The sequence below is a fragment of the Pseudomonas sp. GM30 genome (assembly GCF_000282275.2).
Taxonomy (GTDB): Bacteria; Pseudomonadota; Gammaproteobacteria; order Pseudomonadales; family Pseudomonadaceae; genus Aquipseudomonas.
Genome location: NZ_AKJP02000006.1, coordinates 104,915 through 125,493 on the forward strand (window position 1 = coordinate 104,915; position 20,579 = coordinate 125,493).

Annotated in this window: 19 protein-coding genes; 9 read left to right on the forward strand and 10 right to left on the reverse strand. The window is 62.3% G+C overall.

The window, feature by feature from the left end; all coding sequences use genetic code 11:
- Window positions 1-282: 282 nt before the first annotated feature.
- The 5 genes from PMI25_RS05135 to exaC form a co-directional block, all read right to left on the reverse strand.
- A complete protein-coding gene (locus PMI25_RS05135; RefSeq protein WP_007968150.1) occupies window positions 283-744 on the reverse strand; it encodes a GNAT family N-acetyltransferase in 462 nt (153 codons plus the stop codon).
- Between the two features lie 114 nt (window positions 745-858).
- A complete protein-coding gene (gene eutC / locus PMI25_RS05140; protein WP_045121991.1) occupies window positions 859-1,683 on the reverse strand; it encodes an ethanolamine ammonia-lyase subunit EutC in 825 nt (274 codons plus the stop codon).
- Window positions 1,684-1,688: 5 nt separating this feature from the next.
- The gene (locus PMI25_RS05145) at window positions 1,689-3,083 is read right to left on the reverse strand and encodes an ethanolamine ammonia-lyase subunit EutB (RefSeq protein ID WP_007968146.1); all 1,395 of its coding nucleotides are present in this window, start codon (window positions 3,081-3,083) and stop codon (window positions 1,689-1,691) included.
- A 206-nt stretch (window positions 3,084-3,289) separates the two neighbouring features.
- Window positions 3,290-4,660, reverse strand: a complete 1,371-nt coding sequence (gene eat, locus PMI25_RS05150; RefSeq protein WP_007968145.1) for an ethanolamine permease — start codon at window positions 4,658-4,660, stop codon at window positions 3,290-3,292.
- Between the two features lie 302 nt (window positions 4,661-4,962).
- Window positions 4,963-6,483: an acetaldehyde dehydrogenase ExaC gene (gene exaC, locus PMI25_RS05155; RefSeq protein ID WP_007968143.1), complete on the reverse strand. Its 1,521-nt coding sequence runs from the start codon at window positions 6,481-6,483 to the stop codon at window positions 4,963-4,965.
- Window positions 6,484-6,924: 441 nt separating this feature from the next.
- On the opposite strand from exaC, the gene PMI25_RS05160 reads away from it, so the two are divergent.
- From PMI25_RS05160 to PMI25_RS05175, 4 genes are all read left to right on the forward strand, one after another.
- Window positions 6,925-8,838: a sigma-54-dependent Fis family transcriptional regulator gene (locus PMI25_RS05160; protein ID WP_007968141.1), complete on the forward strand. Its 1,914-nt coding sequence runs from the start codon at window positions 6,925-6,927 to the stop codon at window positions 8,836-8,838.
- A gap of 191 nt (window positions 8,839-9,029) precedes the next feature.
- Entirely contained in the window at window positions 9,030-10,379 is a 1,350-nt protein-coding gene (gene mpl, locus PMI25_RS05165; RefSeq protein WP_007968139.1) for a UDP-N-acetylmuramate:L-alanyl-gamma-D-glutamyl-meso-diaminopimelate ligase, read from the forward strand.
- Window positions 10,376-11,023 (forward strand): flavin prenyltransferase UbiX, encoded by a 648-nt coding sequence (gene ubiX / locus PMI25_RS05170; RefSeq protein ID WP_007968137.1) that lies wholly within the window; start codon window positions 10,376-10,378, stop codon window positions 11,021-11,023. The genes mpl and ubiX overlap by 4 nt, the downstream gene beginning before the upstream one ends.
- Complete coding sequence (locus tag PMI25_RS05175; protein ID WP_007968135.1) at window positions 11,016-11,300, forward strand: YceK/YidQ family lipoprotein; 285 nt, start codon at window positions 11,016-11,018, stop codon at window positions 11,298-11,300. The genes ubiX and PMI25_RS05175 overlap by 8 nt, the downstream gene beginning before the upstream one ends.
- A gap of 117 nt (window positions 11,301-11,417) precedes the next feature.
- Here the strand turns inward: PMI25_RS05175 and PMI25_RS05180 are convergent, their stop codons facing one another.
- From PMI25_RS05180 to PMI25_RS05190, 3 genes are all read right to left on the reverse strand, one after another.
- Complete coding sequence (locus PMI25_RS05180; RefSeq protein WP_007968134.1) at window positions 11,418-12,059, reverse strand: oxidoreductase; 642 nt, start codon at window positions 12,057-12,059, stop codon at window positions 11,418-11,420.
- 27 nt (window positions 12,060-12,086) lie between these two features.
- Window positions 12,087-13,814, reverse strand: a complete 1,728-nt coding sequence (locus PMI25_RS05185; RefSeq protein WP_024164427.1) for a C13 family peptidase — start codon at window positions 13,812-13,814, stop codon at window positions 12,087-12,089.
- A gap of 102 nt (window positions 13,815-13,916) precedes the next feature.
- A complete protein-coding gene (locus PMI25_RS05190) occupies window positions 13,917-14,372 on the reverse strand; it encodes a MaoC family dehydratase (RefSeq protein WP_003228575.1) in 456 nt (151 codons plus the stop codon).
- A gap of 194 nt (window positions 14,373-14,566) precedes the next feature.
- Here PMI25_RS05190 and PMI25_RS05195 point away from each other — a divergent pair, with 194 nt between their 5' ends.
- Genes PMI25_RS05195 through PMI25_RS05205 form a run of 3 tightly spaced genes read left to right on the forward strand, consistent with a single transcriptional unit; the run spans window position 14,567 to window position 16,246 of the window.
- Complete coding sequence (locus PMI25_RS05195) at window positions 14,567-14,929, forward strand: CidA/LrgA family protein (RefSeq protein WP_007960615.1); 363 nt, start codon at window positions 14,567-14,569, stop codon at window positions 14,927-14,929.
- A complete protein-coding gene (locus PMI25_RS05200; protein WP_007960614.1) occupies window positions 14,929-15,645 on the forward strand; it encodes an LrgB family protein in 717 nt (238 codons plus the stop codon). The genes PMI25_RS05195 and PMI25_RS05200 overlap by 1 nt, the downstream gene beginning before the upstream one ends.
- 10 nt (window positions 15,646-15,655) lie before the next feature.
- A complete protein-coding gene (locus tag PMI25_RS05205) occupies window positions 15,656-16,246 on the forward strand; it encodes an LON peptidase substrate-binding domain-containing protein (RefSeq protein WP_007960613.1) in 591 nt (196 codons plus the stop codon).
- Window positions 16,247-16,249: 3 nt separating this feature from the next.
- Here the strand turns inward: PMI25_RS05205 and PMI25_RS05210 are convergent, their stop codons facing one another.
- Window positions 16,250-17,566, reverse strand: a complete 1,317-nt coding sequence (locus tag PMI25_RS05210; RefSeq protein WP_007960612.1) for a bifunctional DedA family/phosphatase PAP2 family protein — start codon at window positions 17,564-17,566, stop codon at window positions 16,250-16,252.
- 135 nt (window positions 17,567-17,701) lie between these two features.
- Complete coding sequence (locus PMI25_RS05215; RefSeq protein WP_007960611.1) at window positions 17,702-18,421, reverse strand: DNA-3-methyladenine glycosylase; 720 nt, start codon at window positions 18,419-18,421, stop codon at window positions 17,702-17,704.
- A gap of 177 nt (window positions 18,422-18,598) precedes the next feature.
- On the opposite strand from PMI25_RS05215, the gene PMI25_RS05220 reads away from it, so the two are divergent.
- Window positions 18,599-19,870: a glutamate-5-semialdehyde dehydrogenase gene (locus tag PMI25_RS05220; RefSeq protein WP_007960610.1), complete on the forward strand. Its 1,272-nt coding sequence runs from the start codon at window positions 18,599-18,601 to the stop codon at window positions 19,868-19,870.
- Window positions 19,839-20,561, forward strand: a complete 723-nt coding sequence (gene nadD, locus PMI25_RS05225) for a nicotinate-nucleotide adenylyltransferase (RefSeq protein WP_007960603.1) — start codon at window positions 19,839-19,841, stop codon at window positions 20,559-20,561. The genes PMI25_RS05220 and nadD overlap by 32 nt, the downstream gene beginning before the upstream one ends.
- Window positions 20,562-20,579: the final 18 nt, after the last annotated feature.

Sequence of the window (20,579 nt, forward strand, 5' to 3'; positions counted from 1 at the left end):
ACAGCGGGGTGTAGTTTTTCTTACAAGCCGGAAAGCTCGGGATTATACGGTCTGAGAGGTGAAAAGCGCGTTGGTTTTGTAGCGAGGGATGTCGGGGTGTGAATAAATGTCAGGCAGGTATTGATGGTGGCGGCAAGCTTGGTGGCGAGGGAGCTTGCTCCCGCTGGAGGGCGGAGCACTCCCAAGCCTTGATTTGCCTGACCTGTTGCGATGACTGAGGTGGGGCCGCTTCGCAGCCCGGCGGGAGCAAGCTCCCTCGCCACAACAGGCCCTTGATGAGCGCTAGAGCTCGTCGCTGATCGGCAGCACGTAGTTCTTGAACTCGGTGTCTTCCTTGAACCCGATGGATTCGTAGGTTTTCTGCGCCACTTCGTTGTCGGCACTGGTGGACACGCGCATGCGCACGGCCTGGGTTTCCTTGGCCATTCTCTTCGCGGTGCGGATCAGGTTGTCAGCCACCAGTTGGCGGCGGGCATCTTCGGCGACATAAATGTCGTTGAGGATCCACACGCGCTTGAGCGACAGCGAGGAGAAGCTTGGGTAGAGCTGGCAGAAACCCATCAGTTTCTTGTCGTCATCATCGGCCAGGGCCAGATAAATCACCGATTCCTTGCGGCGCAGGCGTTTTTCGAGAAACGCGCGGGAGGAATCCGGGTAAGGCAGGGAACCGTAGAACTCGCGATATTTGACGAACAACGGGGTCAGCAAATCCAGGTGTTCGAGGGTCGCTTGAATAATCCGCATGATAGGTCTCGTCTTCAAGTGGCTGTCTTCAACTGCTCTGACGGCGATGGGAAACCCTGCGGCCGTGCGTCGATCCTGCCTGAAAGCAGCGCAGAAACGCAATGCGGAAACGGTTCAGGTCGTGGGCGGATCAAGCAGGAAGTTTGCCTTCATATCCGCACTGGCGTCCGACTCCAGCGTCTGCACCTGTGCTTCGTCCTTCAAATTGACCCCCGACAGCTGCCGCCGGCAGGCTTCGCGCATCAGATACAACAAGCGATGCGCCGCCATGCCGTAACTCAAGCCTTCAAGCCGCACATTGGAGATGCAATTGCGGTAGGCATCGGTCAGCCCGATCTTTGGATTGTAGGTGAAATATAAACCGAGGCTGTCGGGTGAGCTGAGGCCCGGACGCTCTCCGATCAGCATCACGACCATTTTTGCGCCGAGCAGTTGTCCGATCTCGTCACCAATGGCAACTCGACCCTGTTCCACTAACACCACGGGGGCAACTGACCAGCCGTCGGCGCTCATCTGCTGCTCCAGGCGGGTCAGAAACGGCAAGGTATGCCGATGCACGGCCAGTGCCGACAGTCCGTCCGCCACCACGATCGCCAGATCGACCCCGCCGGAGCGCGCCGCAGCGTAATCCCGCAGGGTCTGCGCCGAGGCGTCGCTGAGCTTGCGTCCCAGATCCGGGCGTTGCAGGTAGCTGTTGCGATCGGTCGCCGCGCTGTGCAGCAACAAACTGTCGCGCCCGCGTTCGCTCAGTTGCGCGCTGAGCCCGGCGTGGTCGAACGGCAGATGCACCGCGTCCCGCGCCTGGGCGTGGGCGAACTGGAAATCCAGTTGTGCGCGGGTTGGCAGGCTGGTGCCGGTGCGGCCCAGAGCGATGCGCGCCGGGGTCAGGCGGCGCAGCTCCAGCCAGGGGTTTTGCGGATCCACAGGCGGTTTGTCCATCACACTCATCCCAATTGCGCCAGCGCCTGGCGGAAGGCCGGCGGGAGGTTGTTGCCAAAGCGAACCTTGCCGTCCGCCTGGGTGAAAATGCCCATGTTCGCCAGCCATTGCTCGAACTCCGGCGCCGGTTTCAGGCCCAGGGTCTGACGGGCGTAGAGCGCGTCGTGGAACGAGGTGGTCTGGTAGTTGAGCATGATGTCGTCGGAGCCGGGGATGCCCATGATGAAGTTGATCCCGGCGACACCGAGTAACGTCAGCAGGGTGTCCATGTCGTCCTGATCGGCTTCGGCGTGGTTGGTGTAGCAGATGTCGCAGCCCATCGGTACGCCGAGCAACTTGCCACAGAAATGGTCTTCGAGGCCGGCGCGGATGATCTGTTTGCCGTTATAGAGGTATTCCGGGCCGATAAAACCGACCACGGTGTTCACCAGAAACGGCTTGAAATGCCGCGCCACGGCGTAGGCCCGGGTTTCGCAGGTCTGCTGATCGACGCCGTGGTGGGCGTTGGCCGACAGCGCGCTGCCCTGACCGGTCTCGAAATACATCAGGTTCTGCCCGAGAGTGCCGCGTTTCAGGCTCAGCCCGGCGTCATAGCCTTCCTGCAATACGTTGAGGTTGATGCCGAAACTGGCGTTGGCCGCTTCGGTGCCGGCGATCGACTGGAACACCAGGTCCAGCGGCACCCCACGGTTGATCGCCTCGATCGAGGTGGTGACGTGGGTCAGCACGCAGGCCTGGGTCGGAATGTCGTAGCGTTGGATGATCGCGTCGAGCATCTCCAGCATCGCGCAGATCGAGGCGATGCTGTCGGTGGCCGGGTTGATCCCGATCATCGCGTCGCCGTTGCCGTACAGCAGGCCGTCGAGAATGCTCGCGGCGATGCCGGAGGGCTCGTCGGTCGGATGGTTGGGTTGCAGGCGGGTCGACAGGCGTCCGCGCAGGCCGAGGGTGCCGCGAAATTTTGTGACCACGCGGATCTTCTGCGCCACCAGCACCAGGTCCTGCACGCGCATGATTTTCGACACGGCGGCGACCATTTCCGGGGTCAGGCCGGGGGCGAGGGCGCGCAGGCTGGTTTCGTCAGCGGCGTCGCTGAGCAGCCAGTCGCGGAAGCCGCCGACGGTGAGGTGGCTGACCACGGCGAAGGCTAGTTTGTCGTGGGTGTCGATGATCAGTCGGGTGACTTCATCGGTCTCGTAAGGAATCAGCGCTTCCTGCAAAAAATGCGTGAGCGGGATATCGGCCAGCGCCATTTGCGCGGCCACGCGTTCGCCGTCATTGAGCGCGGCAACGCCGGCCAGAAAGTCGCCGGAGCGCGCCGGGCTGGCCTTGGCCATGACCTCCTTGAGGCTGTCGAAGCGGTAGGTCTGGGCGCCGACGGAGTGGGCAAATGCGGCCATGGGGCGGTGTCCTCCAATCATTACTGCAATCTGCTTTTGTGCAGGAGGTGAGCCTTTGTGGGAGCGAGCCTGCTCGCGAATACGGACTGACATTCAACACAGGTGTCGACTGACACTCCGCTTTCGCGAGCAGGCTCGCTCCCACAGGGGATCTTCATGCACTTCTATATAGCGGGCACCGGGCGACAGGCCCGGTGCCGGTGCAACTAGATACTTTCGAGCATAGCGTCTGCCGGGGCGTCGGCGCGTTGTTTGGCGGTGAGCTGAAAGTACAGGTAACCAGCAGCCATGAAGCCCAGGAACACACAACCGATCAGCGTGTTGAACCACGCCATCGCCACCAGGCACACCACCGCCAGAATCAGCGCAATTGCCGGCACCACCGGATAGCCTGGGGCGCGGAAGGTGCGCTCCAGGTTCGGTTCGGTTTTGCGCAGTTTGAACAGGCTGAGCATGCTGATGATGTACATCACGATCGCGCCGAACACCGACATGGTGATCATCGCGGCAGTCAGGGTCATGCCTTGCAGGTTGACCAGACCATCGCTGTAAATCGCCGCGATACCAATCACACCACCAGCCAGAATCGCCCGATGCGGGGTCTGGAAGCGTGACAGCTTGGCCAGGCTTTTCGGCAGATAACCGGCGCGGGCGAGGGCGAAGAATTGTCGCGAGTAACCGAGGATGATCCCGTGGAAACTCGCCACCAGACCGAACAGGCCGATCCATACCAACATGTGCATCCACGATGAGTTATTGCCGACCACCGCTTTCATCGCCTGTGGCAGCGGGTCATTGATGTTCGACAGTTGGCGCCAGTCGCCGACGCCGCCGGCCATCACCATCACACCGATGGCGAGGAACACCAGGGTCAGAATGCCGCTGACGTAGGCCTTGGGAATCGTGCGTTTCGGATCCTTGGCTTCTTCGGCCGCCATGGCCGCGCCTTCGATGGCGAGGAAGAACCAGATGGCGAACGGGATCGCGGCAAAGATTCCGGGGATCGAGCCCATCGTGAACTCGTTGGCGCCCGACCAGCCGTTGAGCACGAAATTGCTGAAGCTGAAGCCCGGTGCGACCACGCCCATGAACACCAGCAGTTCGGCGACCGCCAGCACGGTGACCACCAGCTCAAAAGTCGCGGCAATGCTGACGCCGAGGATGTTCAGGGTCATGAACACGAAGTACGCGCCGACCGCCGCGACCTTCGGATCAAGCTCCGGGTACTGCACGTTGAGGTAGGCGCCGATGGCCATGGCAATCGCCGGAGGGGCGAAAACAAATTCGATCAGCGTGGCGATGCCGGCGATCAATCCGCCTTTTTCGCCGAACGCCCGGCGGCTGTAGGCAAACGGCCCGCCCGCGTGGGGAATCGCGGTGGTCAGTTCGGTGAAACTGAAGATGAAGCAGGTGTACATGGTCGCGACCATCAGCGCCGTGACCAGAAATCCGAGGGTGCCGGCGGTGCCCCAGCCGTAACTCCAGCCAAAATATTCGCCGGAAATCACCAGGCCGACGGCAATGCCCCAGAGGTGCAGGGTGCCGAGTGTGGGTTTGAGCTGTGTGGTGGAAGTCATAAGTCCTCTCTGTTTTTTATTGTTCGATCTGTTGGACTTTCGGGTGCAGCGGTTGAGGTGGATGGATGCTGTTCACGCAGCGGCAGTTTTTGTGCAAAACCTGAATGACGGGTACGCAATGGCCGTGCCAGAGCGGCCAGGCCTTGGGGTTGTGTCATTGAGGACGCCTTCGCGAGCAAGCTCGCTCCCACAGGTTTATGTGGTGAACCCAATATTGAGATCGAATACAGATCCCTGTGGGAGCGAGCTTGCTCGCGAAGGCGGTTGAACAGGCAACACAGAAACCTGTGTTGCCCCGGGTTTTAGAAGAAGCCCAACGGATTGATGTCGTAGCTCACCAGCAGGTTTTTGGTCTGCTGATAGTGATCGAGCATCATCTTGTGGGTTTCACGGCCGACGCCGGACTTTTTGTACCCGCCGAACGCGGCGTGCGCCGGGTACAGGTGGTAGCAGTTGGTCCACACTCGACCGGCCTTGATCGCGCGGCCCATGCGGTAGGCGCGGTTGATGTCGCGAGTCCACAGGCCGGCGCCGAGGCCGAACTCGGTGTCGTTGGCGATCGCCAGGGCTTCGGCTTCGTCCTTGAAGGTGGTGATGCTTACCACCGGGCCGAAGATTTCCTCCTGGAACACGCGCATTTTGTTGGTGCCCTTGAGCAGGGTCGGCTGGATGTAATAGCCGGTTGCCAAGTTGCCCTCGAGTTTTTCCACCTTGCCGCCGGTCAGCAGCTCGGCGCCTTCGCCCTTGGCGATTTCCAGGTACGACAGGATCTTGTCGAATTGCTGCTCGGACGCCTGCGCGCCAACCATGGTGTCGGTGTCCAGCGGGTCGCCGCGTTTGATCTGCAGGACTTTCTTCATCACCACTTGCATGAATTCGTCGTAGATCGATTCCTGTACCAGCGCGCGGGACGGGCAGGTGCAGACTTCGCCCTGGTTGAAGAACGCCAGCACCAGACCTTCGGCAGCCTTCTCGATGAAGGTCGGCTCGGCCTGCATGATGTCTTCGAAGAAGATGTTCGGCGACTTGCCGCCCAGTTCCACGGTGGACGGAATGATGTTCTCGGCGGCGCATTTCATGATGTGCGAGCCGACCGGGGTCGAGCCGGTGAAGGCGATCTTGGCGATGCGTTTGCTGGTGGCCAGGGCTTCGCCGGCTTCTTTGCCGAAACCTTGCACCACGTTGAGCACGCCCGGTGGCAGCAGATCACCGATCAGCTCCATCAGCACGCAGATGCCCAGCGGGGTCTGCTCGGCAGGCTTGAGTACCACGCAGTTGCCGGCGGCCAGCGCCGGGGCGAGTTTCCACGCGGCCATCAGCAGCGGGAAGTTCCACGGGATGATCTGGCCGACCACGCCCAGCGGTTCATGGATGTGATAGGCCACGGTGTTGCCGTCGATTTCGGCAGCGCTGCCTTCCTGGGCGCGCAGGCAACCGGCGAAGTAGCGGAAATGGTCGGCCGCCAGCGGGATGTCAGCGTTGAGGGTTTCGCGGATGGCTTTGCCGTTGTCCCAGGTTTCGGTGATCGCCAGCAGTTCGAGGTTCTGTTCGATGCGGTCGGCGATTTTCAGCAGGATCAGCGAGCGCGCCTGCACCGAGGTCGCGCCCCACGCATCGGCAGCGGCGTGGGCAGCGTCCAGTGCCTTGTCGATGTCTTCGGCAGTGGAGCGGGGGAATTCGGCAATCGGCTGGCCATTCACTGGCGAGGTGTTGGTGAAGTACTGACCTTTGACAGGCGCGACGAACTCGCCGCCGATGTAGTTACCGTACTTGCTCTTGAACGTGACTTTGGCGCCTTCAGTACCGGGGTGAGCGTAACGCATGATGTGTTCTCCTTGGCTTTGTACTTATTAGAGAAACGCGCAAGTGCGCTTGCTATAAGCGTAGAGCAAAGGTCGGGCCACTGCCGTGCAGGGCAGGCAAATCAAGGCCTTGCGTAGTTTGTGTCGGACGGAGGGCGCAGCCTGTGATGGTTTCGGTACAGAGCGGGTGACAGTTTGTACCGCTTTTGGCACAGCCTGTGACCGACCGGTCTTGCCAGCATTGCAATGCGTCGATGGCTGGAGGATGCTGACTGCCAATCGCCCAGTGGTTGATTATTGTGGCGAGGGAGCTTGCTCCCGCTGGGCTGCGCAGCAGCCCTGAAATGTTTACCGCTCATATACTTTGGCGAGCGCTTCGCACTCGAGCGGGAGCAAGCTCCCTCGCCACAGGTCAGTGTTGGTAGTCTGGAAGGGTCGACCTTTCGGGGAGAATAATAAGAAATGCACGACAACCATTTGAGTCGCCATGCCCAGCAGGTTCTCACCGTCAGTCAGGGCAAGCCGCACCTGCACGGGCCCGGTGCCGATCCGTCGATTGCCCGCTCGTGGCTGCGCTGTCTTGAGGACTATCACCTCGATCCGGCCCTGACCATGGCGCCCACCGTGCTCGAACACGGGCGCGTGCTTGAAAGCCGCGAACGCCTGCAACAGGTGTTGCAGATCGCCGGTAATGAAATGAGCAGCCTGCATCAACAACTCTCCGGCGCCGGTCATGCGGTGCTGCTGACCGACGCGCGCGGGGTGATCCTCAACTGCGTCACCGCGCCGGCCGAGCGCAAGATTTTCGAACGCGCCGGTCTCTGGCTCGGCGCCGACTGGAGCGAAGCCTGCGAAGGCACCAACGGCATCGGCACCTGTCTGGTCGAGCGCCAGGCACTGACCATCCATCAGGACGAACACTTTCGCGGCCGCCACACCGGCCTGACCTGCTCGGCGAGCCCGGTGTTCGACCCGCACGGCGAACTGCTGGCGGTGCTCGACGTGTCCTCGGCGCGCCACGATGTCTCGCGGCAGAGCCAGTTCCACACCATGGCGCTGGTCAATCTGTCGGCGAAGATGATCGAGAGCTGCTATTTCCTGCGCTGCTTCGATAACCAATGGTTGCTGCGTTTTCACTTGCAGGCCGAATCCGTCGGTTTGTTCAGCGAAGGGCTGCTGGCGTTTGACGGCGAAGGGCGGATCAGCGCGGTCAACCAGAGCGCGCTGAACCTGCTCGGGCATATTCGCGGAGGCTTGCTCGGCAAGCCGGTGGAAGCGTTCTTCGATTGTTCGCTGGACGAGTTGCTCGGTCGGGCCAGCGCCAATGCCAGCGCCAGTTGGCCGCTGCGCACCCGCGACGGGCGGCATCTGTTTGCCTTGTTGCGCGGCGAATCGCGCAAGCCGGCGCCGATCCTGCCGGCCCCGATCGTGGCCAAGCCGCAAGCGCTGGCGGGCATTTGCCTCGGCGACGCGGCGCTGCAAGCGGATTTCCGCAAGGCGCTGCGGGTGTTCGAGCGCGACGTGCCGTTGCTGATCAACGGTGAAACCGGCTCCGGCAAGGAAGCCTTTGCCAAGGCTGTGCATCACGCCAGCCAGCGCGCCAACAAAGCCTTCGTCGCCCTCAATTGCGCGGCGATCCCGGAAAGCCTGATCGAGAGCGAGCTGTTCGGTTATCGCGGCGGCAGTTTCACCGGCGCACGCAAGGATGGCATGCGCGGCAAGCTGCAGCAGGCCGATGGCGGCACGCTGTTTCTCGATGAGATAGGTGACATGCCGTTGGCGCTGCAAACCCGGTTGTTGCGGGTGCTGGAAGACCGGCAGGTGGTGCCGATTGGCGGCGAGCCGGAAGCGGTCAACGTGCGGATCATCAGCGCCACGCACCGTAATCTGCTGGAGCGCGTGGCGGACGGCAGCTTCCGCGAAGATCTGTATTACCGGCTCAATGGCCTCGAAGTTGCGCTACCGGCGTTGCGCGAACGCAGTGATAAATCGCAGTTGCTGGATTTCCTGCTGGCCGAGGAGGCCGGCGGAGAAACAATCGTGATCGACGACCCGGCGCGCCAGGCGTTGCTGGCCTTCAACTGGCCGGGCAACGTTCGGCAGTTGCGCAATGTGCTGCGCACATTGGCGGCATTGTGTGATGAAGGGCGAATCGGGCTGGAGGATTTGCCGGCGATGATTCGGCAGGGGCGGCCAACGCTGGAACTGAAGTCGGTTGAATCCGAGCATCCGCTGGAAGATGCCGAACGTCTGGCGTTGCTCAATGTGCTGGAACAAACGCGCTGGCACATGACCCACACCGCCGAGCAACTCGGCGTGAGTCGCAACACCCTCTACAGAAAGCTGCGCAAACACGGCATCGCCCGAACCGCATAAATCCCCCTGTAGGAGCTGCCGAAGGCGGCGATCTTTTGATCTTGTTCTTTACAGGATCAAAAGATCGCAGCTTCGTTGCACTCGTCAGCTCCTTCAGGCGGGGTGGTGATCGTGGGGTGATGGTGATCAGCTAAAGAGTGCGATTTCCCCCTCCCTGCGCTAACCTGCGGCCATGTTTTACGAGGTCGACTATGCACATTCATATTCTGGGTATCTGCGGGACTTTCATGGGCTCGATGGCAGTTCTGGCCAAAGAGCTGGGCCATCACGTGACCGGCTCCGACGCCAACGTCTATCCGCCGATGAGCACGCAGCTGGAGGCCCAGGGCATTCAACTGACCCAGGGTTATGACCCGGCCCAGCTCGATCCGGCACCGGATCTGGTGGTGATCGGCAACGCCATGTCCCGTGGCAACCCGGCGGTGGAGTATGTGCTGAACAAAGGCCTGCCGTACGTTTCCGGCCCGCAATGGCTGGCCGATCACGTGCTGCAAGGGCGCTGGGTGCTGGCAGTCGCCGGTACGCACGGCAAGACCACCACCAGCAGCATGCTCGCCTGGGTCCTGGAACACGCCGGCATGAGCCCGGGGTTCCTGATCGGCGGTGTGCCGCAGAACTTCTCGGTGTCCGCACGTCTGGGCGGTACGCCGTTTTTCGTGATCGAGGCCGACGAGTACGACAGCGCGTTCTTCGACAAGCGTTCGAAGTTCGTCCACTACCGCCCGCGTACCGCGATCCTCAACAACCTTGAGTTCGATCACGCCGACATCTTCCCCGATCTGCCGGCGATCGAGCGGCAATTCCACCACTTGGTGCGCACCATTCCGAGCGAAGGGCTGGTGATTCATCCGACCACCGAGCCTGCCTTGCAGCGCGTGATCGAGATGGGCTGCTGGACGCCGGTGCAAACCACCGGTGTCGGCGGTCAGTGGCAGGTCAAGTTGCTCAAGGACGATGGCTCGGCGTTCGAAGTGATGTTTGAAGGCGTGTCCCAGGGCACCGTGGAATGGGAGTTGACCGGTCAGCACAACGTCGCCAACGCCCTGGCTGCGCTGGCAGCGGCGCGGCATGTCGGTGTGGTGCCATCGATGGGCATCGCCGGCTTGAGCGCGTTCAAGAACGTCAAACGCCGCATGGAGAAAGTCGCCGAAGTACGCGGCATCACCATCTACGACGACTTCGCCCACCACCCGACCGCCATCGCCACCACCCTCGACGGTCTGCGCAAGCGCATCGGCGATGCTCCGCTGATCGCGATCATCGAACCGCGCTCCAACTCGATGAAGCTCGGCGCGCACCGCGATGGCCTGCCCGACAGCGTGGTCGATGCCGATCAGGTGATCTGGTACGCACCGGCCAACCTCGGTTGGGATCTGGGCGCCATCGCCGCACTGTGCAGCGTGCCATCGATTGTCAGCGATTCGCTCGAAGGCATCATCGAACGCGTGAAAAGCCAGGCCCAGCCCGGTACCCACGTGGTGATCATGAGCAACGGCGGCTTCGGCGGTCTGCACGGCAAACTCGCCGAGGCGCTGCAATGAACACTTTTGCCCAGAGCGGCGGCCCGGAACGCATCACGCTGGCGATGACCGGCGCGTCCGGCGCGCAGTACGGTTTGCGCCTGCTCGATTGCCTGGTGCGTGAAGATCGCGAAGTGCACTTCCTGATCTCCAAGGCTGCGCAACTGGTGATGGCCACCGAAACCGATGTCACGCTGCCGCCCAAGCCGCAGATGATGCAGGCGTTCCTCACCGAATACACCGGCGCCGCCGCCGGGCAGATCCGCGTGTACGGCAAGGAAGACTGGATGTCGCCGGTAGCCTCGGGCTCCGGCGCACCAGCGGCGATGGTGGTGGTGCCGTGTTCCACCGGCACCTTGTCGGCGATTGCCACCGGTGCCTGCAACAATCTGATCGAGCGCGCGGCGGACGTCACCTTGAAGGAGCGCCGCCAGTTGATCCTGGTGCCGCGCGAAGCGCCGTATTCGAGCATTCATCTGGAGCACATGCTCAAGCTGTCGAACATGGGCGTGACCATTCTGCCGGCCTCGCCGGGCTTCTATCACCAGCCGCAGACCATCGACGACCTGATCGATTTTGTCGTCGCACGGATTCTCAATCTGTTGGGCATTCCACAGGACATGCTGCCGCGTTGGGGCGAGCATCATCTGAGCAGCGATGAATAAGCTGTTGGTGATTGCGCTGGCGCTGCAACTGGCCGGCTGCGCCACCGCGCGCACGCTGGATGCGGCCAAACCGGGCGCGCCGGTGGTGTATTCCGGGACGCGCCTGGATTTGTACGCGATGAATGGCGGGTGCTGTGCGATGGATCGCTTCGGCGCTGAGGCACCGAGTTATCCGGGCGTGGATCTGCCGGCGAGTGCGTTGCTCGATACGCTGTTGTTGCCGTTGTCGTTGCTCACGGTGATTGGCGTGGGTTTTCAGGCAACGGGTGGATTGTAGGGGAGTGTGGCGAGGGGATTTATCCCCGATGGGGTGCGCAGCGCCCCCAAAATCTGAAAAACGACGACTGCTGCGCAGCCGATCGGGGATAAATCCCCTCGCCACAAAGTACGGTGTTTACTTGCCGAGCTTGCGCAGCTCATCCGACTCGACGATCCGCACGCCATCCTGTTCTTCCAGCGCCAGGCGCCACATCGCCCGGGCCAGTTGGCAGGCTTCGATGCCGCGGTATTTGCCGGGAATCAGTTTGGAAAACGGCGCGGCCAGCTGTTCGCCCAGGCGCGGTTCAGTGCGATCACCCAACAACAGCGATGGCCGGCAGATGGTCAGTTGCGGCCAGTCCTGCGCGCGCAACGCCTGCTCCATCTCGCCTTTGACCCGGTTGTAGAAAATCGACGATTTCGGATCGGCGCCCAGCGCGCTGATCACGATCAGGTGCCGTGCGCCCATCTCCCGGGCGCGTTTGGCGAAGGCCACGACCATGTCCAGATCCACCGCGCGGAACGCGGCTTCCGAGCCGGCCTGTTTGATGGTGGTGCCGAGGCAGCAGTAGGCGATATCGACGCGACCACTGAGCTGCGGCAGAAACGCCTGTGGGTCGCCCACCGGGTTTTCCAGGTGCGGATGTTCCGCCAGCGGCCGGCGGGACGGGGCGAGCACGCGGGTGATAGTCGGCTCGTTGAGCAAACGGTCGAGCAGATGTTCACCGGTCAGTCCGGTGGCTCCGGCAAGCAATACGTGCTGAGGCGTCAAGTACATAGTGTTTCTCCCTTGATACTGTTCAGCTTAGTTGCTGTTTGTTGCGCCGTCGTTCAATGCAGCACTCTGCAACGCTTTTCTTGCCTGCTGTTTGCGCAGCAGTTGCCAGTGCGCCAGCACGGTTTTCGGTGCCCAGATCTGTGGCTCCGAAGCTTCGAAGTTGTCCGCCAGTTCGCGCTCGGCGACGGTGGCCTTGGCCAGTTTGAAGGCCTGCTCCAGATCGTCGGTCTGGTTCAGTGCCTGAGCGAACAAGGCATCGCCGAAGTAGGTGAAGTTGGCTTCTTCCGAGCAACCGAACGACACCCGATCGGCACGCGAGGCGGTCATGATCAGGGTGCGCTCATCTTTCAGCGCGGGGATGAAACCGCCGGAGTAGCAGGATGAAATCACGATCACCTTGTCGCGGTTTTTCAGCGGCGCCAGCACGGTGGCGAGTTCGTCGGCGGGCAGGTCGGCCAGCTCCATGCGCGGCTGGTCGAGCACCAGTTCGTGTTCGGCGGTGCCGTGGCTGGTCAGGTAGATGAACACCAGGTCTTCCGGGCCGCTGCGTTCGGCCAAAGTCTGCGCGGCGCGGCGCAGGTTCTCGCGAGTGGCCATCGGCCGGTCGACGAGGTGGTCGCGGTGGTTGACCAGACGAATCTGGCCGAAGGCACCGAAGCGTGTGGTGAGCATGTTGGCGACGTAGTCGGACTCGCGCAGGAACACGCTTTGTTTGCCGTCGCCACCGAGGGTCAGGGTGTACAGCTCGACTGCTGGCGTCGAGGCGGGCACGGCGGCCAGTGCGTCATCGAGCAGACGCCCTTGGGCCAGCAAGCCGAGTTCGAGGGTATCGGGCAGCAGCTTGCCGTCGGCATCACGTACGCGCTGGCCGTTGATCCAGGTACCGCTGAGCACGGTGCCGTCGGTCAGTACCAAGGTGCCGCGCCCGGCGTAGCTGTCGCTGTCGAACCCGCCGATGTAGAAGCTGCCGTCAGACAGGTTCAAGCGGCCCTGACCGCTGAAGCGCCAGTCGTTGAAGAAGCCGATGTAGTGGCTGCCGTCGGCACCGATCAATTCGCCCTTGCCGGTCAGCGCGCCTTCCTTGAACTGGCCGAGCCACACGTCGCCGTCGGCGTTCTCGTAGCGGCCCTTGCCGTGCAGCTGGCTGTTCTTGAAGCCGCCGACATAGATGTCGCCATCGGCACTGTTGAAGGTGCCATTGCCTTCGAGCTGGCCGTTGACGAAATGACCGCTGAAGGTATTGCCGCTGGCGTCGCCGCGCTGGCCTTCGCCGTTGGGTTTGCCGTGGGCGAACCGGCCTTGATAGGAGCTGCCGTCGTCCATTTCCAGGCGGCCCAGCCCGGAATACTGGTCAGCCTTGAACTCGCCGCGATACGTCATGCCGTTTTCTTTCAGCGTACCTTCACCGTCGCGCCGGCCCTGCTTGAAGCCGCCGGTGTAACTGCTGGCGTTGGTGGTCAGGCTGCCCTGGCCATCGAACAGGCCTTGCTGGAACTGGCCGCGATAGACCTCGCCGTTGCTGCCGTGCCACTCGCCCTGGCCATGCCATTGGCCCTTGTCGAACTGCCCGGCGTACCAACTGCCGTTGGGGTAGTCGACCCGGCCCTGGCCTTGCAGCAAGCCGTTGACCAGTTCGCCGCGATAGCGTCCGCCGTCCGGCAGCCGTGCATCCGGGGGCAACAGCGATTCGCCGTCGCCGCACGCGGTGAGCATCAGGGTCAGGGCAAGGGGTGCAAGAGAAGCGAGTGGGCGCATAGCGGGATCCGGGCAATTAGGCGACCGAGTATGCCGCAGCTATGTGTCGCATATATAGAGAGGGAATGCGAAACAGCGTGAGCCGCTTCGCATCCGGGGCACTTAAACGAAGCAGAGCGACAAGGGTTCGGCGATATAGGCCGGTTTGTCCGAGCCTTCTATCTCAAGCGTCGCGGTGGCCTTGAGCAGCCATTGACCGGGTTTTTTCTCGGTCACTTCGGCCAGATCGACTTTCAGGCGCACTTTTGAATTGACCTTCACTGGCTGGATGAAACGCACGCTGTCCAGACCGTAATTGACCACCATCTTCAAGCCTTGCGGCAGCACGAGGATGTCTTCCATCAGTTTCGGGATCAGCGACAACGACAGGAAGCCGTGAGCAATGGTGCTGCCAAATGGCGTTTGCGCGGCTTTGACCGGGTCGACATGGATGAATTGATAATCCCCGGTGGCTTCGGCGAACAGGTTGATGCGCTCCTGATCGATGGTGAGCCATTCGGAACGTCCGAGTTCCTTGCCGACATAATCTTTGAGCTCTGCAACGGGAACATAGGGCATTGAGACTCTCCTTGGGTTCATCGGTTTTATAGTTTTTCAGGTGGGGGATTTGACCGCCCTGCGAACCACTGTAGATCAACATGGCGATTTGCTCCGGTCAACCTGCCATGCTTTTGGCGAATGCCGATCCATAGCGCAGCCGTGCTTATAATGCCGACCACTTGCAGGGTGAAAAAGTAAGACGGAGATGTCGGATGTTGCTACGCGGCCTGACCATGCTGGTGCTGTTCCAATTGCTCGGCACGGCACTCAACCATTTGCTGTTGCCGGTGCTGCCGGGGCCGATCATCGGTCTGCTGCTGTTGCTGGTGTTCCTGATCATTCGCGGTGAAGTCGGCGAGCCGCTGAACCTCGCGGCGGGCAGCCTGCTGCGTTATCTGCCGTTGCTGCTGGTGCCGCCGGCCGTGGGCGTGATGGTGTATGCGAGCGACATTGCCGCCGATTTCTGGGCGATTGTCGGTGCGCTGGTGCTGTCGTTGATTCTGTCGATGGCCTTCGCCGGCGTGTTGATGCAACGGCTGGTCAAGCGTCACGCACCGAACTCGGAGGACGCTTGATGCTCTTCGATTGGCAAGGTGCCTGGGCTTCGGTCATTCATCATCCGCTGTTCGGCATCGGCATCACCCTTGGCGCCTATCAACTGGTGCTGGCGGCGTTCGAGAAAACCCGCTGGATCTTTCTGCAACCGGTGCTGGTCTCCATGCTGTTGGTGATCGGCGTGCTGGTCGGCTGCGGCCTGACTTACGCCGAGTACCGCAAGAGCACCGAGATCCTCAGCATTTTGCTGGGGCCGGCGACGGTGGCGCTGGCGGTGCCGCTGTATCTCAACCTCAAGCGCATTCGCCAATTGTTCTGGCCGATCTTTACTACGCTGGTGATTGGCGGGGTGGTCGCCACGGGCATGGGTGTTTTGCTGGGCTGGTGGTTCGGTGCCGAACACATGATCCTGATGACCATGGCCCCCAAGTCGGTGACCTCGCCGATTGCCATGCTGGTGGCCGAGCAGATCGGTGGCGTGGCGGCGCTGGCGGCGGTCTTCGTGCTGATCACCGGGGTGATCGGCGCGATCTTCGGCCCGGCGCTGTTGACCCGGCTCGGCGTGCACAGCCCCGAGGCGCGCGGCATGGCGCTGGGCATGACCGCACACGCGGTCGGCACCTCGGTGGCGCTTCAGGAAAGCGATGAGTGCGGCGCCTTCGCGGCGCTGGCGATGAGTCTGATGGGCGTGGCCACGGCGGTGTTCCTGCCGTTGGCGGTGTCGATGGTGGTGTAAGGAAATGTCTATGAGTCTGCCGCTTTTCCCGCTCAACACAGTGCTGTTCCCCGGCTGCAACCTCGACTTGCAGATCTTTGAGGCGCGCTACCTGGACATGATCGGCCGCTGCATGAAACAGGGCGGCGGTTTCGGCGTGGTGTGCATCCTCGACGGCCACGAAGTCGGCGTTGCGCCAGAAGGCTTTGCCTTGGTCGGTTGCGAGGCGCGGATCACCGATTTCCAGCAACAGGACAACGGTCTGTTGGGGATCCGGGTGCAGGGCGGGCGGCGCTTTCAGGTGCTGCGCACTGAGGTGCAGCGCGATCAGTTGATCCTTGCTGACGTCGAGTGGCTGGACGATGAACCCGAGCAACCGTTGCAGGACGAAGACGCCGATCTGGTCGCGCTGCTCAAGGCCCTGGCCGAGCACCCGATGGTCGAGGCGTTGAACATGGGCACCGAAGCGCTGGGGCAGCAGTCGCTGGCCAATCAGCTGGCGTATCTGCTGCCGTTCGCCGAAGAAGACAAGATCGACCTGCTGCAACTCGACGATCCGCAGCAGCGACTGGATGCGATCCAGGCGCTGCTCGATGAGTTGCAGGGCGAGCTGTTCGCCTGAGCGTCAGTAGGCGTAACGCAACATCGTGTCCGGCAGATACCGCAGAACGAACAGGCTGAACAGTACCAGCAGCGCCGGCAGAATCAGCCACCAGACCTTGAACGGCATGGCATTGAGCGGCGCCTTGCGCTGGCTCAGCCACAAGCCCGACGCACACACGCACGCTGCGAGCATTGCGCCGGCCAGAATATCCGTCGGCCAGTGCGCGCCCAGATAGACCCGTGACAGGGCAATCGACAGCGCCGGAATACAGCCAAGCAGCAGCCAGGTCAGACGCATTCGCGGCGGTTGGCCGCGACCGGCGAGGACCGCCAGTACCAGAAACAGCGCAAACGAACCCGAGGCATGGCCGCTGGGCATGCTGTAGCTGGTCAGCGGATCGGTCAGCACTTCCGGGCGGACCCGGGCGAAAAACTGTTTGGTGACGGTATTGAGCAGCGCGGTGCACAGCAGCGTACCGCCGGCAAAAATCGCCTGACGCCATTGCCGGCACAGCAGCAACAGACCGGTGAGCAGGGCGCTGAACATCAGCATGTTGCGGAATTCACCGATCAGGGTGAAGGTCACTGCGATTTCATCGAGCATCGGCTGCCGATGTTCCTGCACCAGGGTCATCACGCCTTGGTCGAGGGCGTGCAGATACGGATAGCCAATAAACAGGCCGATCAGAATCAACAGGCTCATGCTGCTGATCCAGATCGTCGCCCGGCGATGCTGGCGCAAGCTGCTGTTGACGCTCATGCCGACCATCACCGCAATACTGGCGGCAACGATGCCGGCCTGCAGCCAAAAACCTTCCGGCAGCGGCAGACGGATCGCCGCGCCGGTGGCCCAACCCGGCAGCAGGTAGGCGACGCTCCAGCCGGCAGCGGCCAGCAGGCTGACGGCGGCGAAACGCGGGAAAGGCATGTCGCACATGCCGGCGACCATCGGCAGCATCGGCCGCAGCGGGCCGATGAAGCGGCCGACCAGCAGGCTGGCGATGCCGTAACGCTGGAAGTAGGTTTCGGCCCCGGCCATCCATTCCGGATGGTGGCGCAGCCCCGGCAGGCGGCGGATGTTCTGATGGAAATGGCGGCCGAGGAAGTACGAGATCACATCGCCGAGTATCCCGCCGAGAAAGCCCAGCAGCAGGGTTTCACTCAACGACAGTGCGCCGCTGCCGGCGAGTACGGCCACGGCAAACAGCAACACCGTGCCGGGCACGATCAGCCCGGCAATTGCCAGGCACTCCACGCAAGCGACGATAAATACCGCAGCCGCCAGCCACTGCGGATTGGCGGCGAGCCACCCGGTCACGCTATCGAGCCATGGGCCCATACACACAACTCCATCAAGTCTTCAAATTGATCCTTGTAGGAGTGAGCCTGCTCGCGATGGCGCCTGGTCAGTCGATTTCTTCGTTGACTGACGCACCGCTATCGCGAGCAGGCTCACTCCTACAGTGAATTACTTTTACTTCAGCCCTGCCTCTAACCCCGGCAGCAGGAAATAATCGCGACCTTCGACCTGACCCCGGCGTAGCGGGTTGCGCGTGCACCACTGGGCATACGTGGCGTCGACGAAGCGGTACATCAGGTGTTCGTCGCGGCCATGGGGGATGCCCAGGCGGGTGGTCTGGATAATCTGGGTCGGCGCCGGCCCGGTGTCTTCCACCAGCATCAGCTCATGATCGAAACGCTTGGCGTCCCACATCGGCACCTTCAGCCCGAGCGCCTTGCACAGCAGCGTCTGCCCGGCGCAAAGCTTTTGCGAAGGGCGCGGTCGGCCCCGAGCATCGGGATTGTTCAGCAGCATCTGCGCCAGACTCGCCGGCCCGCTGACCTCATCGACCCACGGGTAGGCGGACTTGATCAGCACCGCATTGCCGGGCCCCTGAGCGCTGAAGTTCAGCGAATCGCCACCGCGGGCGTAATACATATAGATGTGCCCGCCGTCCAGAAACAAAGCCTTACGTTTTTCCGTGTAGCCGAGGGAGGCATGACTGCCTTTTTCCGCGCAGTAATAGGCTTCGGTTTCGATGATCCGGGCGCTGAGCCACAGATCGCCGACCCGGTGGCGGATGACTTTGCCCAGTAGATCGCGGGCAAGCATTTGCGCGTCACGGTCAAAGAATGCGTCCGGAAGGCCCAGTGGCAGGCGCCCGGCGGTGGCGCGAACGGTCAGGTTGGACATGGCAAACGGTGTTTATCCAGGCGAAGGAGGTCGTGATGATAACAATCCGCGGCTTAATTACGGCTGAACGTCGGCAAATTGCAGTCCATTTCGACCATCCGCCTGTCACCGCTGTTAGTCCCGGGACGCGACAGCTATAATCTGCCGCTTTCCTCTTTGCCAAGACCCCAGCAGACCATGACTGAGTCCGTTCTTGCCTACATGACCCGATTGGGTCGCGACGCCCGCGAAGCCTCCCGGGTCATCGGCCGTGCCAGCACCGCGCAGAAGAACCGCGCCCTGCAGGCTGCTGCCAATGCGCTGGACGCTGCGCGCGCCGAGCTGGCCGCAGCCAATGAACAGGATCTGGCCGCCGGTCGCGCCAACGGTCTGGAGCCGGCACTGCTGGAGCGTCTGGAACTGACCCCGGCACGCATCGACGGCATGATCGTCGGCCTGCGTCAGGTGGCGGCACTGCCGGACCCGGTCGGTGCGATCCGTGACATGAGCTTTCGCCCGTCCGGCATTCAGGTCGGCAAGATGCGCGTACCGCTGGGCGTGATCGGGATCATCTACGAATCCCGGCCCAATGTGACCATCGATGCCGCCAGCCTGTGCCTGAAGTCCGGCAACGCGACCATCCTGCGCGGTGGCTCCGAGGCGATTCATTCCAACCGGGCGATTGCCGCGTGCATCCAGCGCGGTCTGGCCGAGGCCGAATTGCCGGCAGCGGTGGTGCAAGTGGTCGAAACCACCGACCGCGCTGCCGTTGGCGCGATGATCAGCATGCCCGAGTACGTCGATGTGATCGTGCCGCGCGGTGGCCGTGGCCTGATCGAGCGCATCAGCCGCGATGCCCGGGTGCCGGTAATCAAACATCTGGACGGCATCTGCCACGTGTATGTCAGTGCCCATGCCGATCTGGCGAAAGCCCAGCGCATCGCCTTCAATGCCAAGACTTACCGTTATGGCATCTGCGGCGCGATGGAGACCTTGCTCGTCGATCAAAGTGTTGCCAAGGATTTCCTGCCGTCGATGGCTGCCCAGTTCCGCGAAAAAGGCGTCGAGCTGCGTGGTTGCGAACGCACCCGGGCGGTCATCGATGCGGTGGCGGCCAGCGAAGACGACTGGAGCACCGAGTATCTGGCGCCGATCCTGTCGATCCGCGTGGTCGACGGACTGGACCAGGCCATCGAACACATCAACCATTACGGCTCGCATCACACCGACTCGATCGTCAGCGAAAACCTCGCCGACACCCGGCGTTTCGTCGCGGAAGTCGACTCGGCATCGGTGATGATCAACACCCCGACGTGCTTCGCCGATGGATTCGAATACGGATTGGGTGCCGAGATCGGCATTTCTACTGATAAGCTGCACGCCCGCGGTCCGGTGGGCCTCGAAGGACTGACCTGCGAGAAGTACATCGTGGTCGGTGATGGCCAGTTGCGCGGCCAAGCGACGGTCTGACTTGACCGACCTCGACCTGACAGCGCCGCAAACCGGCAGCGAGTCTCGCCCGCAACGCATCGGCGTGCTGGGCGGCACGTTCGACCCGGTACACATCGGCCATTTGCGCGGTGCGCTGGAAGTCGCCGAAGCGCTGCTGCTCGACGAGCTGCGCATGATGCCCAGCGCCCGGCCGCCGCACCGCGATACGCCGCAGGTGTCGGCGCAGGATCGGTTGGCAATGGTTGAGTGCGCGGTGGCCGGAGTGCCGCCGCTGGTGGTGGACGCCCGCGAATTGCAGCGGGACAAACCGTCCTGGACCATCGATACCCTGGAGTTGATGCGTGCCGAAATGGCCGCCGAGACCCAGGTTTTTCTGCTTTTGGGCTGGGACGCATTTTGCGGCCTGCCCACTTGGCACCGCTGGGAAGAGTTGCTCCAGCATTGCCACATCCTGGTGCTACAGCGCCCGGACGCCGACAGCGAACCGCCGGATGCCTTGCGCAACCTGCTGGCAGCGCGTTCGGTGAGCGACCCGCTGGCCCTGAAAGGGCCGAGCGGACAGATTGCATTCGTCTGGCAGACACCGCTCGCGGTTTCCGCCACCCAGATCCGTCAACTGCTGGCCAGCGGTAAGTCGGTACGTTTCCTGGTGCCCGACGCGGTCCTGGCCTACATCGATGCGCACGGTCTGTACCGTGCGTCGAACTGAACAAGGCGTGCTTCACTG

Coding starts and splice junctions, on each gene's coding strand:
- PMI25_RS05135 (WP_007968150.1), bottom strand. CDS start 744: ATGCGGATTATTCAAGCGACCCTCGAACACCTGGATTTGCTGACCCCG.
- eutC (WP_045121991.1), bottom strand. CDS start 1,683: ATGGACAAACCGCCTGTGGATCCGCAAAACCCCTGGCTGGAGCTGCGC.
- PMI25_RS05145 (WP_007968146.1), bottom strand. CDS start 3,083: ATGGCCGCATTTGCCCACTCCGTCGGCGCCCAGACCTACCGCTTCGAC.
- eat (WP_007968145.1), bottom strand. CDS start 4,660: ATGACTTCCACCACACAGCTCAAACCCACACTCGGCACCCTGCACCTC.
- exaC (WP_007968143.1), bottom strand. CDS start 6,483: ATGCGTTACGCTCACCCCGGTACTGAAGGCGCCAAAGTCACGTTCAAG.
- PMI25_RS05160 (WP_007968141.1), top strand. CDS start 6,925: ATGCACGACAACCATTTGAGTCGCCATGCCCAGCAGGTTCTCACCGTC.
- mpl (WP_007968139.1), top strand. CDS start 9,030: ATGCACATTCATATTCTGGGTATCTGCGGGACTTTCATGGGCTCGATG.
- ubiX (WP_007968137.1), top strand. CDS start 10,376: ATGAACACTTTTGCCCAGAGCGGCGGCCCGGAACGCATCACGCTGGCG.
- PMI25_RS05175 (WP_007968135.1), top strand. CDS start 11,016: ATGAATAAGCTGTTGGTGATTGCGCTGGCGCTGCAACTGGCCGGCTGC.
- PMI25_RS05180 (WP_007968134.1), bottom strand. CDS start 12,059: ATGTACTTGACGCCTCAGCACGTATTGCTTGCCGGAGCCACCGGACTG.
- PMI25_RS05185 (WP_024164427.1), bottom strand. CDS start 13,814: ATGCGCCCACTCGCTTCTCTTGCACCCCTTGCCCTGACCCTGATGCTC.
- PMI25_RS05190 (WP_003228575.1), bottom strand. CDS start 14,372: ATGCCCTATGTTCCCGTTGCAGAGCTCAAAGATTATGTCGGCAAGGAA.
- PMI25_RS05195 (WP_007960615.1), top strand. CDS start 14,567: ATGTTGCTACGCGGCCTGACCATGCTGGTGCTGTTCCAATTGCTCGGC.
- PMI25_RS05200 (WP_007960614.1), top strand. CDS start 14,929: ATGCTCTTCGATTGGCAAGGTGCCTGGGCTTCGGTCATTCATCATCCG.
- PMI25_RS05205 (WP_007960613.1), top strand. CDS start 15,656: ATGAGTCTGCCGCTTTTCCCGCTCAACACAGTGCTGTTCCCCGGCTGC.
- PMI25_RS05210 (WP_007960612.1), bottom strand. CDS start 17,566: ATGGGCCCATGGCTCGATAGCGTGACCGGGTGGCTCGCCGCCAATCCG.
- PMI25_RS05215 (WP_007960611.1), bottom strand. CDS start 18,421: ATGTCCAACCTGACCGTTCGCGCCACCGCCGGGCGCCTGCCACTGGGC.
- PMI25_RS05220 (WP_007960610.1), top strand. CDS start 18,599: ATGACTGAGTCCGTTCTTGCCTACATGACCCGATTGGGTCGCGACGCC.
- nadD (WP_007960603.1), top strand. CDS start 19,839: ATGGCCAGTTGCGCGGCCAAGCGACGGTCTGACTTGACCGACCTCGAC.